The organism is Maribacter polysaccharolyticus (genome assembly GCF_028882255.1).
GTDB lineage: Bacteria > Bacteroidota > Bacteroidia > Flavobacteriales > Flavobacteriaceae > Maribacter_A > Maribacter_A polysaccharolyticus.
Genome location: NZ_JARBUY010000003.1, coordinates 85,018 through 105,157, shown reverse-complemented (window position 1 = coordinate 105,157; position 20,140 = coordinate 85,018). Strand labels below are relative to the sequence as shown.

The following is a 20,140-nucleotide window of genomic DNA, read 5'->3' as shown; positions in this document are numbered from 1 at the left end:
AATTCTTGTTAAATCGCCCAAAACCAACCCATCCAGTAACCTCCTACTTCTTGGGTAGCTAAAGCTATTCCCCTATCTTTGCCCTTCAATATTCCGATGTATGAGCCAAAAAGTAAGAGTTAGATTTGCCCCTAGTCCGACAGGACCATTACACATTGGCGGTATCCGTACCGCCCTATTCAACTATTTATTTGCCAAAAAACACAATGGTGATTTTATTCTACGCATTGAGGACACGGATCAAAATAGGTATGTACCAGGGGCCGAACAATATATCATCGAATCCTTGGAATGGTGCGGTCTCACTTTTGATGAAGGCCCTGGAAAAGACAAAGGATTCGGACCCTATCGCCAAAGTGAACGGAAAGAACTTTATAAAGACTATGCCGAGGCCTTGATCAAAAGTGGCCATGCCTATTACGCTTTTGACACTACAGAAGAACTTGACAACCATAGAAAAGATCATGAAGCCAAAGGAAAGACCTTTATTTACAATTGGCATAACCGTCTTAAACTCAAAAATTCCTTGACCTTATCTGCCAAGGAAACAGAAGAGAAAATAAATTCCGGGGAGGACTATATTATCCGATTTCTCGTCCCACAGGATGAAAAATTACAGTTACATGATATCATTCGGGGCGATATGGAAATCGACTCCAATATATTGGATGACAAAGTTCTATTTAAAAGTGATGGTATGCCTACCTACCATTTGGCGAATATCGTGGATGACCATCTTATGCAAATCACCCACGTCATTCGTGGAGAGGAATGGCTCCCATCTTTGGCCCTTCACCACTTGCTCTATAAATCCTTTGGATGGGAAATACCCCAATTTGCCCATTTACCCCTTATATTGAAACCCGTGGGTAAAGGCAAACTGAGCAAAAGGGATGGCGAAAAATTAGGCTTTCCGGTTTTTCCCCTATCTTGGGAAACATCCCAAGGTTATCGTGAATCCGGTTATTTTCCAGAAGCCGTTGTTAATTTTCTGGCTTTATTGGGTTGGAATCCAGGAACCGAACAAGAACTTTTTGCGCTTAAGGATTTGATAGCGGTATTTAGCTTAGACCGGGTGCAAAAAGGAGGCGCTCGTTTCGATCCGGAAAAAACCAAATGGTACAATCACCAGTATCTTCAAAAAAAATCTGAACGGGAATTAGCCACTTTATATCAACCCGAATTACTACAAAAGGATATCCCTACTTCAATTACAACATTAGACCATATTGAGAAAGTAGTATCCTTGGTAAAAGAAAGGGCTGACTTTGTTTCCGATTTCTGGTCCTTAAGTGATTACTTCTTTGAAGCCCCGCGGAACTTTGATGCTAAAGCCGTTCGCAAGCAATGGAAAGAAGATACCCCGGCCATCATGAAAGATCTTGTTACGGTTTTGGACGGTATTTCCGAATATACTTCAGGGCATATTGAAAAATTGGTCAAACAATGGATTTCCGATAAAGAACTAAGTTTCGGTAAGGTTATGCCGCCTTTGCGCTTGGTAATTGTAGGAGCGATGAAAGGACCACATATTTTCGACATTCTTGAACTTATCGGAAAGGAAGAAAGTATTACAAGGATAAAAACAGCATTGACCGAATTCATCGATAATTAATTATCGGGAATACCCAATAATCAAAAACCGGTCTACATATCCATTCCTTTGTAAACCGGTTTTTTTAGCTTTCTGAACATCCTTGACCGGCAAACCAAGCATACCTTTTATTTCATCCTATGTCTATATAACTAAAGTGTGCCTTTTTATGAAATTTATACTAGGTAATAGCCAATGGGTATTCACTCTATATCCATTAATACTTCATACCGACAATTACCATCCAAATCCCTAAAGCCAAGCTCCAAAATCCCAATACTAAAACCCTTCGAATTAGTTTTTTGCCAGGTAGGACCCAACCAATTACTATTCTTTTACTTCCGCTAGCTTATCAACAGTTTCACTCATAGCCGACCACTTGTCGGATATCGTATGGTCCCCGGAAACATCATTGGTATATAACAAAGCATTGAATAAAGCCCGGTAGGTACCCATGGATTGTCCGCGCCATTGGGGTTGAAAACCAAAAAGTACGACATGACCATCTTTGTAGTGCACATCAACTGCAGCCGCCCTATTGTTCATATACGCTTCCCCAACCAAATAGCCCGACAACAATGGAGAGCCTTTTTCCTGATATTTGGAAAGTACTTCCCCTTTAAAACCTTCAAGGATTTTGAACACTGGACTTCCGAACACGAAAATTCCCGACTTTTCGGGCATACCCGCCATAACAGGATGAAGGGTGTTATGGGTAACTTCCATAATGGATCCCCCGGTAAAAAAGTCATTTCGCTTCACATTTTCAACGGTATTCTCAATAGGTAAATGAAGTTCCTTTATGGCAAATTCAGTGCTTTTATTCATACATACCAAAGTACCTCCCATACTTACGAAATCCTCTATATTACGAACGCCCTGCCCCTTTAAACCTCCCGTATATTGCACAGGTGCATAACCTTTTTGAAATCCGTTTTCAAGCGTTCCGGGTCTTTCGGAAGCCATTAGGATAACATCGTAGCGCTCCTTTAGATTACCATTATGGATATCCGCATTACGAACAACGGTATACGGTATACCGAAATTATCCAATAACCATCTCGTCCACCCCATATCCATACTGGCCGTCCAAGGGTCATAGACCCCAATTCTTGAATCCACCTTCGTTTTCGGTCTGCTGGAAGTCAGCCCGGCATTGACGGCATACTCCTTGACCCAGCGGTTGATTTGGAATTTAGGAGCGTTATTAATGGCATAGGTCTGATTCTTTGAATTATAACTTACCGTATAGTTTTTGTTCATGGCTTCTCCGATAATCCGGAATATATTATTCTCCTTAGGGTTTACAATCATAGTTCCACCGCTACCTTTCAATGTTCCCGGTAAGGGTACGACCCCTGCTGCAACCTCATTGGTATCAAAACCAGCCCCACTAATGAAATCCACTTTGTTCCCTTCCAATTCTTCATCGGATTCCGCTGTTATAGGGGTCCCTTTTACAGGAATAAGTTGGGAGCTTACCTCATCAGGTAAAGGAGACATGGCGGCAATCACTTCAACTTCCATTTGATAGGGTAAGGTCCATCCGGCAGCATCATAAGGCTGCTCCAAAGGTCCGTCTGGTGACTCCCTTAAATCAGGATATTCCTGAACATCGATGAGTTGACGCGCCAACTCCCCAAATTCCTGGTCCATAGGGATTACCCAAGTTCCTTTCGGATAGGTATTTCCCTCAAAAGATAAATCGACCTTTAATTGGGAGATTTTAATACCATTGAAGGCCAGTCGTTTTAAAAATTCGACCGGTCGAACCGGATCTCGTTGTTTTTGCCTAACAAAATAAGCGTAAGGAGGTTCCGATTTGTACTTTTCAATGGTACTGATTCCCGATTGGTATTTATTGAGAAGAAGGGTTTCCTTATATTTAGCTGCATAGTCCAACACCGCTATGGAAGCTGTTTGCATGTATTCCACAGCATCTTTCAATCGCCACCATCCGCCTTTCCAAGGACTTGAATATAAAGACTCTACCCGTAAATCAACCCTGTCCTTAGGAAAATCCCGAATGGTATAAAAATAAGGGGTAGCATACCTATACAATGCCGTTTCGGTCCAGAATGAAGGGATATTCTGCATAGCGGGCATATAATCAATATAGCCCGGATACCAAGCGTCGAAACCCTTACCCATATGAACTGCCCCGGGTTGACCATTGGTTTCCAATTCCTGTGCCATGGCCATACCGATCATGTTGACCTCCCTAGCCACTAAAGGAGGGGTCTGGGGCGCAACCGGTTCGGCAAATGGCGGAAGCCAAATCCGGGTAGGAAATGGGGAAGATTGATGGTGCACATGTATGATGTTCGGTTCCCATTCCCGCCATGTACGGCCTACAACGCGAGACTCCAGCTGATTCAACATATAGGCATCCCTATTGTTGTCATGACCTACATATTTTTGATATAGCCATGGCGTCGGTGCCGTTTCATAGGGGGTACCCACATTGCCCAAATACCAATTGGCAATGATATCCTGCCCATCCGGATTTAAGGAAGGCCAAAGAACCAGGATAACATTGTCGAAAATATCTTTATACTTTTTGGTCTTTGCTTTACTGACCAATTCATAGGCCAAGGTAATGATGTGTTGGGCCCCGGCCACTTCAGAAGCGTGCAGACCTCCACTGATATCCACAATGGCCTTTCCCTCTTCCGCCAAATGCTTAGCCATATCCCTAGTAAGGCCTTCCGGGTGCGCCAACTGTTGGGAAATCGCTTTGTAACGATCTATTTGTTTTAGATTTTCCGGGGTAGAAATCAAAACATATTCCCATGGCCTGCCTTCCGATGTTTTCCCCGCAGATCGCATTTGGACCATATCACTTGCCTTGGCCAATTCCTTAAAATATGTAATGGACTCTTCGTAGGTCGCCAAATGAAAATCGGAACCAATTTCAAAACCAATTACCTCATCAGGATTGGGGACGTTTTGTGCATTGATCCGGTGCATCATAGCAACCAAGATCATTAGCAATAAAATAGGATGCCGCACCAAAAGGGGTTTATAACCAGTTTTACTACGAACAGGGGGTAATGAAAATTTGGAAAATAAAGTTTTCATAGGGGATATTGGATAGTTGGTCATACTAAAGTAGTAATTATGTATGATCCCGATTTAAAAAGTAAGGATATGTCATCATCTTTATGAAATCCGAAATTATAGGGGGTAAAAAGAAAAAAGTTGACAATGGCTTAGGGTGCTTATAAATACTTTACCATAGTTTCCTATTTGCATCCCCAATTCCCAATGAGCATAGCGTTCATCTCCTGTTTAACCCTAGTCCATATTAGGCCTCGAAATAACCCAGTAAGTAAAGGGAAGTATCAATTTATCCAATTCCAACCACACTTGAAGGAGATAAAATAGAGATGTGAATATTAAACCTGGTTTCTTATTGTAATAGCCGTAGGTTTTGTAAATTCATACTCAAACAAAACTATATACATCATGGGCGACTATTTATTGATTCCCTTATTCCTTTTTATACTGGTAACCATAGCTTCCGGTATTTTTATCGTAAAACAACAAACCGCGGTATTAATTGAAACTTTTGGAAAGTTCACAAGTGTTCGACATTCGGGCATACAGTTCAAGATACCTTTCGTGCAACGTATAGCGGCTCGGGTGGGATTAAAGATCCAACAACTCGATGTTATCGTTGAGACCAAAACATTGGATGATGTTTTTGTCAAATTGAAGGTATCCGTTCAATATGTGGTGATAAAAGAAAAGGTATATGAAGCCTTTTACAAATTGGAATACCCTCATGATCAAATCACCTCTTATGTTTTTGACGTCGTACGGGCCGAAGTCCCTAAAATGAAATTGGATGATGTCTTTGTGAAAAAGGATGACATTGCCATCGCCGTAAAAGCGGAATTGCAAGACGCCATGATCAATTACGGGTATGATATTATCAAGACATTGGTAACCGATATCGACCCCGATGCCCAGGTAAAGGCGGCCATGAACCGGATCAATGCTTCGGAACGTGAAAAAATAGCGGCCCAGTTCGAGGGGGATGCCGCCAGGATCCTCATTGTTGAAAAAGCCAAAGCCGAAGCAGAAAGCAAGCGGCTACAAGGACAAGGTATAGCCGATCAACGTCGTGAAATTGCCCGGGGTCTGGAAGAATCGGTTGAGGTATTGAACAAAGTTGGGATCAATTCACAGGAGGCTTCAGCCCTTATAGTCGTTACCCAACATTACGACACCTTACAATCGATAGGGGAAGAAACGAACACCAATTTAATACTACTACCAAACTCCCCACAAGCCGGTAGTGATATGTTGAACAATATGGTGGCTTCTTTTACGGCAAGTAATATGATCGGGGAACAGATGAAAAAGTCACAAACGAAAAAAGAAAAATAATAAATTCATCATGATAAAAAAACCACTATCTATCCGATAGTGGTTTTTTATTTTGTAAAATATTCTAAATGGTATGATTTTTTAGGAGGTTTTACCGAATCCTGGTTTTAAGCGCTTTTGAGAGGGGATCTCCACCCCACCTTAAGAAGAACATTACTCCGATTCGAAACACCTTTAAAACTCTTTAAAAAAGGTGGCTTTCCATAAAATATACCAATCGATATAATGCTGACTATAAAGAATATCGATGTTAGTTGCTTTGCTGTATTTTGGCCCAAGTATCCCTTAAACCGACCGTTTTGTTAAATACCAATTTTTCGGCGGCGGAATCCCGATCCACACAGAAATAGCCCAATCTTTGGAATTGAACCCGATCTTCAGGACCTACCGTTTTTAAGCTGGGCTCCAAATACCCGGTGATCACTTTTAAGGATTCAGGATTTATAAAATCCATAAAATCCTTATCCTTGTGTGTATCCGGACTTTCATCCAAAAACAACCGATCGTAAATTCGCACCTCAGCTTTCAGGGCGTGTTCTATGGAAACCCAGTGTAGGGTTCCTTTTACCTTCCGTAGACTTTCCTCTGTACCACTTCCGCTTTTACTTTTGGGATCATAGGTACATTGTATTTCGGTGATATTCCCTTCGGCATCCTTGGTGCAACTTTCCGCCTTGATGATATACGCATTCTTCAACCGTACTTCCCCTCCTAATTTCAACCGGAAAAATTTCCTGTTCGCTTCCTCCCTGAAATCTTCTTTTTCAATATAGATTTCCCGTGAAAAAGGGACTTTTCTTGATCCGGCCTTAGGATCTTCCGGGTTATTTTCAGCCTCCAACCATTCTTCGCCTCCTTCCGGATAGTTCGTGATCACGACCTTTATTGGGTCCAAAACACCCATTACCCTGGGCGCAACTTTATTTAAATGCTCCCGAACATGGAATTCCAATAAAGACACGTCGATTAAGTTGTCCCGCTTGGCAATACCAATGGTATCCGCAAAATTACGGATGGCCTCCGGTGTATATCCCCTTCGTCTTAAACCGGATATGGTAGGCATCCTTGGATCATCCCAACCCTCTACTGCATTTTCCTCGACCAATTTCAGCAATTTCCTTTTGCTTACCACGGTATGACTAAGGTTTCTTCGCGCAAATTCACGTTGCTTAGGTCGGATCAAATTGGCATCATATACTTGATCCAAGAACCAATCGTACAATTCCCGATGGGGTAAAAATTCCAATGTACATAAAGAGTGGGAAACCTGTTCGATATAATCACTTTCTCCATGCGTCCAATCATACATGGGGTAAATACACCAATCGTTACCGGTTCTATGGTGTGCCTTGTGCAATATGCGATACATGATCGGGTCGCGCATCAACATGTTGGAGGAAGCCATATCTATTTTTGCTCGAAGTACATGGGTCCCTTCCTTGAAATCCCCATTTTTCATCGCTTTGAACAGATCCAAATTCTCGGCTACACTCCTTTCCCGAAACGGACTTGGTGAACCCGGTTCCGTAGGCGTGCCTTTTTGATCTGCCATTTCTTCAGAAGACTGACTGTCTACATAAGCCTTTCCCTTTTCGATCAACAAAACCGCCCAATCGTATAATTGTTGGAAATAATCCGAAGCATACCGTTCGGTATCCCATTGGAATCCCAACCAGGTTACATCCCTTTTTATCGCATCTACAAACTCCTGTTCTTCCTTGACGGGGTTGGTATCATCAAACCGCAGGTTTACGGGCGCATCATACCGCAAACCCAGACCAAAATTGAGACAAATGGAACTCGCATGTCCGATGTGCAAATAGCCATTTGGTTCCGGAGGAAAACGAAATCGCAATTTTTCCTTTGGAAAACCGTTATTAAGGTCCTCCTCTATGATATGTTCAATGAAATTCAATGATTTTGATACTTCACTCATCAGTCTTGTTTTAAGCAGAGCAAATGTAGCAAAATTGCAGGGATTACAGGCTATTAAATGGGCTAGCATACAAATAGTAGGATTTCACAACATAAATACCTTATAGCGCAACATTAAATTTTTTGCGCTGTTAATAAGTTTAATATTTGTTTTTGATAATGAACACAATAAATCGGGAATACAGCATACCCAACTGTAATCCCTCTAAAACAAACCCCGAATCAACCCCAATCAGACGGTAAATTTTTATGATTTAAAAGCACTACTTATGAAGCCTAAATTAAATTTCTTTCTCCGTCTTATTCCAATCGCCTTATTCTGGTTAGGCCTGACCCCGCTATCGGCCCAAATACTCGTAAACGCCCCCGAACCCATAGACAACCCAAATTTATCGGGTTCATCACCGTGGAGTGCCATTTGTGCAGGGGTAGGCGGATTCAACCAATATTATGTGAACATCTCATGGGCTGGTACCGCAAACAGTGGCAATGCCTTTATTTTGGAACTTTCCGATAAGAACGGGGATTTTACCAATCCCGTAGAATTGGTCAATGTAACCGATCAAAACACCAATTCCCCAAAAGAATTCGATGCAGAATTTTCCATTCCTACCGATACCCGGGGAGATGGTTATAAATTAAGGGTGCGTTCCACAGACCCGGCCTATACCAGCAGCGAATCACCTGCATATCCCATGTATTACATGGACGTAACCTCGAATATCAACATAAGTGCCGACGGCAGCGGTGTACCCCCAGGTATGGTCTGTTCCACCGGACCTATTACCCTACAGGTAGATAACATATCCAATCCGGAAACCTATCAGTATATTTGGTATATGAGCGGTAGCCCTATTGACGGGGAAACCGGACATACATTAACGGTCAGTACTTCTGGAATGTACTATGCCCTTATCGATTATGGGGATGTTTGTTCGGGTTCTGCCAATACCGATTCCAATATCATTGACGTGACCATAGGTTCCGGTGGGAAAGGGATTTTCATCAATACCCCATCCAAGACCGTCCTATGTGCGGGGGAAACGGAAACCTTGAGCATCAATACAACGGATAGCAGCTGGAACTACAGTTGGTATAAGGACGGGGTGCAGATTACCGGAGCTACCTCATCCACTTATACCGTTGATGCCAATGATGCCGATTTTGCCGGTGATTATCAGGTTGAAATATCCTCCAGCGCCATATGTACCGAAAAATCGGAAGCCGTTAGCCTATCAAATGCCGATGACTTTACGGTTACACGGGACAATGAAGAGAACCTCGTACTATTGCCTACCCAGACCAAAACGTTGGGAGTGACCACTACCGCGGTTTCCCCTACCTATAAATGGTATAGAAACGGTACGGAAATAGCCGGAGAGACTGGCGCTACCCTAAGCGCTGACCAAGCCGGGACCTATTATGTAGAGGTAACCCAAGGCGGGGGTACGTGTCCCGGAACAATAAAAAATTCAGAAATCACCACTATAGTGGTTCCCGATTCCTTCGAGATCATAGCCGATTATGCTTCCAGTTATACCTCCTGTGAATCAACAGATATCGTACTTCAGATCCAAACGATCAACGCTATATTAACCGATGGCTCCTCTATTGATGTAACAACGGATATCCTCTCCGACTTTACCTATCAATGGACATTGGACGACACCAACGTACCAGGGGCTTCCGGCAGTTCGATCAACCTAACCGATATTACTGAAAATGGGGATTATACCGTATTGGGTACCATTTCGACATATACGGCCACCAGTAACGCCTTAACCGTACAACTGCTTACTTCGGAAACCGTGACCATTGAAAGTACCGCCACCGTGTATTGTAGTGATTCGGATGTGGTCACCTTAAGCACTACCACAGCCCTTTCAGGTGAAACCTTTGAATGGCAGAAAGACGGTGTTTCGGTAAATACCACCGATGCTTCGTTTGCTATCGACGGCACAGGAACATACCGCTTGGTTTTGCAAAGGAACGGATGTTCAGTGACTTCCAATGAAATCACGATTAGCGACTTGGACGAATCCTTGATCACCCTTGATCCTTCAGGCGATATCGTATTACCCGAAGGTACTTCAAAAACAATTTCGGCCGACGGGGGAACAGCTTATCGTTGGTACGATGCCAACAATAATGAATTGAGTACCGGATATTCCCTCAATGTGACCGAAGCAGGAACGTATACCCTTATCGCCAATATCGATGATTGTGAGATAGTCAGACAAGTAAACGTTACCCTGTTGGATACTTTTAGAATTCCCAATGTAATCAGTCCAAATGGTGACGGTATAAACGACCAATGGGTTCTCCCAAATTCGTATTCAAACCAGGAAGATGTCAATGTGATCATCTACAATGAAAACGGAGAGGAATTGCTCAATGAATATGGTTATTCCAATTCATGGCCATCTTCTTCCCAATCATTTCCTAAACAGAATATGGTATTTTATTATAAAATACGGAATTCCCAAAAGGTCTTGAAACAAGGCACTATAACCGTAATTAGATAAATCAACCCAAAAAATGTTCAAGTACAGATTTATATACATACTCATGCTTTTGATAGCCTTGACCAAGGTCAATGCCCAAGAAGACTCGCCATTTGTAACCTATGACGTGCCTTCCCAAAACCTATTGAAATATAACCGGTTTTTGATAAACCCAACATTTTCAACGGTTAGGGAGGATGTTTCCTATATAAATATGTTACACAGAAACCAATCGGTACAATTTGATGACAACAATCAAAATTACTTCTTAAGTTATAGTGGTAGGATCAGCGATAGGACCGGATTGGGATTGAGCCTATACTCCCAAAGGGAAGGGACCGTGTCCAATTTTGGGGTATTGGCCAATTACGCCTATGGGGTCAAATTAAGCGACAAAAGTAATTTTACCTTTGGGGCCAATGTTTCCTACTACAACAGTGGTTTTGATGAAAGCCGGGTATCTACCGTAGAGGATGACCCCTATTTGTCCGGACTACAAGATAGTAACCTATTATCTTTTCAACCAGGTTTCAATATCTCATACGGACAGTTTGATTTCGGGCTTTTCGCAGAAAACCTCTTTGACTATAATTTAAAGACCAGTGAATCGGTCACGGAATTCAAGGACAAGACTTTTTCAGGACATTTGCAATATACCCACGAATTCGAAAATGCCACCGGGATTTTGGAAAGTGGACGATTAATGCCCTTGGCCCGTGCCCGTAAAGTAGGGGAAGAAGATGTCGTCCTTGGTGGTAGCCTGATCCTAGATCTTCCTAAAATAGGATGGGTACAAGGCGGGTACGATAGTTTTTATGGTGCCTCGGCCGGGGTTGGATTTAATTTGAGCAAACGTCTTTCCTTAGGGTATACCATGGAAAAGGGACTTTCTAGCAACTTTGACAATTTCGGGGTTACCCATGAAATTTCCTTCGCTTATTCCTTTACGCCGAACTTAACCGAAGACCGTGTTTTATTGGAGAAAGACAGCGAACTGGTCGACGCTGGGGAGCCGTTTAGAGAGGATCCCATGGCGACCTCGGACGAATTGGAGGAACTTAAACGAAAACTGGCCGAAAACGATGCCATCATTGAAGAACTCATGTTTAGGCAAGATTCCCTGGAAGCCAACCGAAAGGCAGACCTTCAAAAACGATTTGAAATGGTCATGCGTATGGTCAGGAATGAAACGAGTGGTAAGCGTCCCGACCTGGAAGACAAAGCCAAAGCCCTGTTCCTTGGAAAGGATTCCAACGTATCCGTTGCTGCCAATAATGCAAGTAATGACGGACAAACACCATATATAAACATAAAATATACCGATAAGTCTATAAAGGAACCCCAGATTACGAAAAAACCTGTTTTGACAACGACGGTTCCTTCTTCAAAAGTCAAGGAAGCCCTTGCACAAAATGAATCGGCCTATAAAACAAAACCGGAAACCGCCAAAGACAAGATCAGGAACGAATCCCCTGTTACTAGTGTCGCGAAGCCAACCATAAAAAGTCGCAAATTCCGTGATTTGGAAGGCGTGGAAGACGGTTATTATGTTGTGGCCAATGTCTACAAAGGAGGGGTATATATGAACCGTTTTATTGAAACCCTTGAACAAAAAGGAATCAACGCCGACTACATTGAAAATCCAAATAACGGACTTAAATATGTTTACCTTAAACGCTATGATACATGGCAGGAGGCTGCTGAAGCCCATACCAGCCAAATTGATGGCACTTATAAGGGGGCTACATGGATCATGAATGTAGACAACCGTTATACCAATGAAGCATATACCGAGAACACGATCAAGATTAAGGAAAAATCCGCAAAATACAATAGAGACCTACTTCAACAAAATGTAATCGTAAGGGATAAGGTAGCAGCTAACGGATTGGAACCCAAAACCCAAAATATCGATGGGGTAGACTCCGGTTACTATTTAATTGCCAATGTCTTTGCGAATCCCAATAATGCCAAACGCTTTGTTAAGCTATTGAATTCCTATGGCCTAAATGCGAGTTACTTTATAAATCCGAAAAACAATTATAGGTATGTGTATCTGAAGAGACACCAATCATGGAACAATGCCCTTATCTCTTACTATACCAAGATAAACGATTCCTACGATGATAAAATGTGGATCATGAGGGTGACCCCCAACCAGATTACCTAAAATCCATAATCCGTACATACGTTGAGAATTTCACCATGAACTGCCCACGGGAAGTAAGCATGGTATGTTTTGACCGCTACCCTGGATTGGCTTCGACCATAATCAACTCGAACTTCTCCAACTATGTTTTGATTTTTTTTCCTACATCTTCCAGATTACACTGTAATCCAAGGCTTTCCTAAAATCCAAACCTTGGACAAATACCGTTTCACAACAGAAAATCAGCCAACTACAACATAAAATTCCAAAGCTGACTTTTATGGTCAATATTTGTTATTGGTAGCTTCCGGACCGTTCATTTTCTGGAAATTACGGATCGATCCTTTTAAAGACCGATCAAAAGCAAAGTACCTAACTAACTGACCAAATGAAAATAAAGTCGCCCTTCTTACCCATATTAGCTTGTTTTCTCTTCTTTGGCGTATTTACCGCCTTCTCACAAGTTAAAAACGATTTTGATGTTCGTTACGCAACGGATCTTCGAGGCGAAATCACCTTTATAGCCAATAATATCGTCAATCGACAAGTTGATGAATACTATAGAGGCAAGGGAAAGAATAGGACGCTCGTACCCGCTGAAAGTCCCAATGACCCCTATAACGAGACAGGTAGCTCATCGGATTATAATGACAATCTCAACATGCAATATATCGATGTGGATAGTGATGCCTCTACGTTCAGTTCAAGTAGTGCCACACTCGATATACCCGATGAAGGTTGTTCGTTGGTACGCTATGCCGGACTCTATTGGTCAGCAGTTTACGTGAATTCGGACAGAAGCACCATTGACGATATAAAATTCCAAGTTCCCGGAGGCAGTTACCAAGATATTACCGCAGATGAAATTCTTTTTGACGGGAATGGTGATACCGATTTCGGGTATTATAGCCCATATGCCTGTTATAAGGATGTTACCTCGATCGTATCAGCACTGGCCAGCCCCGATGGGGACTATTTTGTGGCCAATGTACGGGCAAGTTCCGGTAGTAGTATCTCCGGAGGGGTATCAGGGGGTTGGACCCTAGTCGTGGTCTACGAAAACCCCAACCTAGCAGGCAGTAAATACATTACCACCTTTGATGGATATGCCGGTATTAAATCCGGGGAAACCCTTGATATCCCCGTAAGTGGCTTTACCACCCTACCCGCACCATTTCAAGTAAATGCCAATATTGGTGTCGCTGCATTGGAAGGGGACAATAAAATCACCGGGGACGCACTCGCTATAAATGCAAACGGTTCTTTTACCACCCTTAACAGTACACATAATCCGGCCAACAACTTTTTCAATTCGAACATTACGATCGATCCCGATGTGTTTACGGCCCGTAATCCCAATAGTGAAAACACCTTAGGCTGGGATGTTGATTTGTTCCCGGTCACCAACGTTCCTAACAACAATGTGATTCCAAACGATGCCACGAGCGCCATACTAAGGGCAAGTTCCTCACAGGACAAATACGACATCTTTTTTACGTCCTTCGATGTAGAGATCATTGAGCCCAATATCGTATTGGAAAAAAAGGTGAATACCCCTGGGGGAGATGATATCACGGGCGAAGGGGTGAATCTAGGCCAAATTTTGGATTATGTGCTCACCTTCCAGAATATTGGGAACGATGATGTAGCGGATTATGTCATTAGGGATGTACTCCCTGTAAACGTTTACCCCCCCAATGGGGTTGATTTTACCGATTCCGATTTTGTTCTGCCCACAGGGGTAACTTACTCCTATGATACGGCTACCCATACCGTCGAATTCTATATCCCCGATGCATTGGTCGAACAGGGTCTAACCCCTTACTCCATCCGAATGCGCGTACAGGTCGCTGAAAACTGTTTCGATTTCGTGGATGCTTGTTCCGATTTGATTGAGAATTTAGCCTACTCCACCTATCATGGGGTAGAGAACACCGCTCAAATCACCGATGACCCCAGTATTACCGAATTCAATGCCTGTGGTTTTACCGTACCCGGGGCCACCAACTTTTTATTGGATGACCTTTCCGATTGTACCTTTTCCCGTACCGTAGAACTCTGTGGCTCCGAGGCTATTTTGGATGCAGGGGATAATTTTGAAGACTACATTTGGGTAAGGGACGATAATGGGAATGAACAATTTGATTCTTCCGATACCGTCATTACCGATGGTGACCCGGATAACGATCCCAGTACCATGTCGGTAACCGAGGTTGGGACTTACATCGTGGACAAAATCGCTACGGATCCCTGTAAAGGATTTAAAGAAATAATCACCGTGGTACCCTATGGTTCAGGAACCATAACCAACCCTGTGATTGAATATTTCAATGAAGTCAACAGCGACAGTGACCCATCGAATGACTTGGCTGGGGAAATTGTACAATGTAGTGTTGATAATGACTTGCTTCCCAAGTTATTCCTTTGTGGAGTAGGGGATACCCGACAGATACAGGTAAATATACTGGATGCCCAAAGTATTGTTTGGGAAAAATTGGACGAAGGTAGTTGTAGTGCTGCCGGAGATGATTGCGCCAATAAGAACCTTAGCTGTACATGGAGCGCCGAAGGAACGGGAAATAATTATTTGGTTTCGAGTGAGGGTAAATACAGATTGTCGGTCACCTATCAAAATGGGTGTACCAGTCGTTTTTACTTCAATGTCTTCCAAAACACCTTGGATCTTGAATACACGAACAACGATATCATCTGTAACACCCCAGGAAATATCACCATTACCAATTTAGGAACCGGTTATGGCTACCAATTGGTAGATGATGCCACAGGAAATATCCTGATTCCCTTTAGTGCGAACAATGGTTCAAGTTTTGATTTTGTAACGGGTGAAAACGGCGCTTACAGGGTACAGGTGACCCAATTGGACAATGCCGGTGATCCTATTGATGATGCCTGTATTTTTGAAACCCCGGTCATAGGAATTGTTGAAAGGGATGTACAATACGAAGTAGAGGTAACCCCGGCAAACTGCAATGTTTTGGGGACCGCGACGATTCGGGTTACCAATGCCGATGCCAATTATGACTATGAAATCCGAATGGATGATGGATCGAACGGAGGTCTGGGAACATTGGTCGACAGTGAATCTGCCCAAACCAATAACAATTTTACGTTCAGCGGTCTCAATCCAGGGGATTATATTGCCGTTGTCAGCACCGATGATGGCTGTTCATATAGCGAACAGATCACTATTATCGATGAGAGCGATTTAGAATTGACCGCCCAGGTTTCACAACATATATCCTGTAAAGAAGGAAATATACAGATGGATTCCAACGGGGGACAAACTCCACATACCTATGCCATTTGGGAATACATCGATGAAACCGGTACAACGGTTACATCATATCCCACAGTGGATGACATTCCTGCTTCGGCATTCCAAACCAGTGTTATTTTTGATATACTTGAACCCGGGAATTATACTTTTGTGGTTGTTGACAAGAAAAGCTGTTATGCCATTTCAAACACGGTCAGCATAGAGTTTCAACCTGCTGCGGAATTCAATGCTACCTCTGTAACCAATGTCCTTTGTTTTGGGGATTCAACAGGTTCCATAGCATTCAATCTCGTCAGCAGCAATGGGTACCAACTTACCTATTATTTATTTGAAGCTACAGGATTCGATGAAACCGATTATGACCTTTTGGATGCCTTGGATAGTAATACCACGGGAACCTTTCCCAATTTGACCTCCGGGGATTATGTCATCGTAATCAATCAACGCAAAGGAAGTGCTTCCTGTGATTATTTTGAATATTACACCATAACGACACCGACCAATGCGCTAAGTGCGGATTCTGCCCTTGTCCAAGACTATACCTGTACCCAAGATGCCATCATTGAAGCCCAAAATGTGACCGGTGGTACTGCGCCCTATGAATACAGTATCGATGGGGTAAATTTCGTTTCGGGTGCCGGTGCGGAAACCTTTTCAAATGTAACCGATGGTACCTATACCATCATGGTAAGGGATGCTAATGGATGTACGTTCACAACGCCCGAAATAACCATATTACCACTAAATGAACCCAGCGACTTAACCTTTACGGCTACTGCCCCGAATTGTCCCACACAGACATCCGATGTTACCGTAACGGTTGTGGACGGAAATACACCTTTTGTTTTTGATATCATTGCCCCTTCAGCCATTGCCGCTACATCGATCTCCGGAGCAACGGCCAGTTTTGACGGACTTACACCCGATACCTATACATTTAGGGTCACTGATGATAAAGGATGTATCTATACGGAAGATTTTACCATCACCCCTGTTGCTCCTATTACCGTTGTAGGCACCTTGGTCAATGCTATAACCTGTGTTGGAGCTTCGGATGGGGCTATTGACTTTACCGTAAACGGCTTTTCAAGCTCGTATGCGTATAGCATTAACGGTGCTGCCCAAATAACTGCCCAATCGGCAAACAATATCAATCTTACCGGACTTGCTGCGGGTGATTACACCATCATTGTAACCGATGAGGTTACCAACTGTACCGATACCGCTACCGTTACCGTTAGCGAACCCACTGATCCATTGTCATTCACTTTCAATGTAACCCCATTAGGCTGTACTTCGGATGGGGCTGTAACCATTACCGCTACCGATGGTTGGGGCGGCTATTCTTATATAATTGAACAGCCGGATAATTCCGTTTTAGGTCCACAAGCCAGCAACGTATTCTCCGGACTTACACAGACCGGGACCTATACCATCAGCGTTACCGATGCCGGTGGATGTACGGAGACAGATACATTTGATATTACCGCTCCGGTAAATCCAGCGGTAACCCTAGATCCCACTTCGGATTTATGTTATGACCCATCAACCGGTGTCAGCCTTACGGCAACAGTAACCAATGGAGTCGCACCATATTCATACAGTATTAACGGAGGGCCAACACAATCCGGTAATGTATTCAATAACTTAACTCCAGGTTCGTATACTGTTGTTGTTACCGATTCCTACGGATGTACTGCTACTTCCAATACCGTTACGATCGAACCGCAATTATCGGTTTCACCTGTGCTAACCAAAGAATTGGATTGTACTGCCTCACCTGATGCAATCATTGATATTACCATCAATGGTGGGTATTCTACTTTTACCTACCAAGTAAATGGCGGTGCAAGCATCCCGGTTACGGGTAGTGCCTTTACCTATACAACAACCGTAGACGGTTCGTTTACGTTCTTGATTACGGATAGTGAAGGTTGTACGGCCCAAACAACAGTGGTTGTTGATCCTATTACGAATCCTACGGCAACAACCAATCCTACAGATCCGACTTGTAACGCAGCTTCAGATGGTAGTGTTGAGATAGTCATTGATTCCAATTTTGGGACCACTCCCTATCAAGTGGACTTCGATGGAGCCGGACTTTCATCCCAAACAATTTATTCAGGATTAGCAGCAGGTACCTATACCTATATTGTTGAAGACAGCAAAGGATGTATTTTCAACGGAAGTGTTACCTTAACTGCCCCCGATGCCATAACCGCGGATGCCGTATTGACACAAACCTATACCTGTCTTCAAACAGGAACTATCCAAGTACAAAACGTTACGGGTGGAACGCCTGGGTACACCTATAGCATTGACGGAGTTAATTTTGGGGCTTCCAATACCTTTACCGGACTCACCGACGGCACCTATACCCTTACGGTAAGGGATGCCAACGGATGTACCGCCACCAGGGCGATCACCATCGATCCATTAACGCCACCAACAGACATCGATTTCAGCGCCACCGCACCTTACTGTCCCACCGAAACCTCCGATATCACTTTAACTCCAACAGGAGGAAGCGGTACGATCACTTATGAAATTTTAGCACCGGCCACCGCAGTGGCTACCAATGCAACAGGGGTGTTCACCGGACTTGCACCCGATACCTATACCTTCAGGATCACCGATGACAAAGGGTGCTCCTATGACGAAAACTTTACCCTAAACCCCGTTACAAAGATCAATGTAGTGGGTACGCTCACACAGAACGTTTCCTGTCAGGGAAGTGCCGATGGGGCCATATCGTTCAACGTGTCCGGGTTCTCGGGAAATTATAGCTTTACCATGACAGGCCCTACGGTTATCCCCGCACAATCGGGAATCAACACCGATCCCTTGGACTTCAGCGGTCTTACGGCGGGCGATTACGAGATTACCGTTACCGACGATACCACGAACTGTAGCGATACCGCTACCGTTACCGTTAACGAACCCACAGCGCCTTTGGCATTTACCTCAGTGGTTGCCCCATTGACCTGTTCAACCGATGCCAGCGTGACCATTACCGCTACCGATGGTTGGGGAGGATACGAATATCAGCTTACGGAACCGAATTCCAACGTCCTGGGACCACAGGCCTCAAATACCTTCTCCGGACTTACACAGACCGGGACCTATACCATTAGCGTTACCGATGCCGGTGGATGTACCGTGACCGATTCCTTCGATATCACAACTCCTTCAAATCCTACGGCCACATTGGCGGCAACAACGGACCTTTGCTATGATCCCACCACGGGCGTCAGCCTTACCGCTACCGCTGCTGGGGGAGTCGCACCCTATACCTACAGCCTTAACGGTGCCCAGGCACAGAACTCGAACGTATTCGACAACCTGGCCCCCGGAACCTATTCCGTAGCGGTAGTCGATGCCTACGGCTGTAACGTTACTTCCAATGCCATAACCATAGAACCACAGCTTACCGCAACGGCATCGGTGACCAAGGAACTCGATTGTACCGGTTCTCCCGATGCCGTAATCGATGTCACCATCAACGATGGCTATGCCGATTATAGCTATAAAGTGAGCATAGACGGGGCAGCGTACGGGGCTTCCAACGCTTTGGGCGCCGGAGTGGCCAACTTCAGCTATACCGCTTCAAGCGCAGGGACCTATAGCTTCGAGATCACCGATAGTGAAGGGTGTACCGCACAGACAAGCGTGATCACCATTGACCCGATCAGTTACCCACAAGCCACTGAAAACGTGACCGATGTAAGCTGTAACGGTGGCAGTGACGGGGTGGTGGAAATCGTCGTGGACCCCAATTTTGGAACGGCTCCCTATCAAGTGGACTTCGACGGAGGGGGACTAAGCAACAATACCACTTATTCCGGACTGGCGGCAGGGACCTATTCCTATACCGTTCAGGACGGCAAAGGCTGTACCGTGACCAATTCGGTTACCGTAGGGGAGCCCGCAGCGATTATGTTCGATGCTGCTATCATACAAGAATATACCTGTCTACAGGAGGCCAGCGTAGAGGCCCAAAATGTGACCGGTGGTACTGCGCCCTATGAATACAGTATCGATGGGGTCAATTTCGTTTCCGGTGCAGGTGCGGAAACCTTTCCGAACCTAACCGATGGTACCTATACCCTTACGGTAAGGGACGCCAACGGATGTACCGCAACCAGGCCCATCACCATCGATCCATTAACGCCACCAACAGACATCGACTTCAGCGCCACCGCACCTTACTGTCCCACCGAAACCTCCGATATCACTTTAACTCCAACAGGAGGAAGCGGTACGAT

The 20,140-nt window shown here is 44.1% G+C and carries 7 protein-coding genes; 5 read left to right on the top strand and 2 right to left on the bottom strand.

What is annotated here, in order from left to right; all coding sequences use genetic code 11:
- Positions 1-100: 100 nt before the first annotated feature.
- Complete coding sequence (gene gltX, locus PHU20_RS10065; RefSeq protein WP_274825241.1) at positions 101-1,615, top strand: glutamate--tRNA ligase; 1,515 nt, start codon at positions 101-103, stop codon at positions 1,613-1,615.
- A gap of 306 nt (positions 1,616-1,921) precedes the next feature.
- Here the strand turns inward: gltX and PHU20_RS10060 are convergent, their stop codons facing one another.
- The gene (locus tag PHU20_RS10060; protein ID WP_274825240.1) at positions 1,922-4,675 is read right to left on the bottom strand and encodes a M14 family metallopeptidase; all 2,754 of its coding nucleotides are present in this window, start codon (positions 4,673-4,675) and stop codon (positions 1,922-1,924) included.
- A 387-nt stretch (positions 4,676-5,062) separates the two neighbouring features.
- On the opposite strand from PHU20_RS10060, the gene PHU20_RS10055 reads away from it, so the two are divergent.
- The gene (locus tag PHU20_RS10055; RefSeq protein WP_274825239.1) at positions 5,063-5,989 is read left to right on the top strand and encodes an SPFH domain-containing protein; all 927 of its coding nucleotides are present in this window, start codon (positions 5,063-5,065) and stop codon (positions 5,987-5,989) included.
- Between the two features lie 250 nt (positions 5,990-6,239).
- Here PHU20_RS10055 and PHU20_RS10050 read toward each other — a convergent pair whose 3' ends face one another.
- On the bottom strand, positions 6,240-7,925 hold the full coding sequence (locus PHU20_RS10050; protein ID WP_274825238.1) for a glutamine--tRNA ligase/YqeY domain fusion protein: 1,686 nt from the start codon (positions 7,923-7,925) through the stop codon (positions 6,240-6,242).
- Positions 7,926-8,193: 268 nt separating this feature from the next.
- On the opposite strand from PHU20_RS10050, the gene PHU20_RS10045 reads away from it, so the two are divergent.
- The 3 genes from PHU20_RS10045 to PHU20_RS10035 all read left to right on the top strand — a co-directional run.
- Positions 8,194-10,449, top strand: coding sequence for a T9SS type B sorting domain-containing protein (locus tag PHU20_RS10045; RefSeq protein ID WP_274825237.1), 2,256 nt, complete (start codon positions 8,194-8,196; stop codon positions 10,447-10,449).
- 13 nt (positions 10,450-10,462) lie between these two features.
- A complete protein-coding gene (locus PHU20_RS10040) occupies positions 10,463-12,598 on the top strand; it encodes a PorP/SprF family type IX secretion system membrane protein (protein ID WP_274825236.1) in 2,136 nt (711 codons plus the stop codon).
- A gap of 367 nt (positions 12,599-12,965) precedes the next feature.
- Positions 12,966-20,140 (top strand): beta strand repeat-containing protein (locus PHU20_RS10035; RefSeq protein ID WP_420828674.1); only part of this gene is annotated, 7,175 nt, incomplete at its 3' end.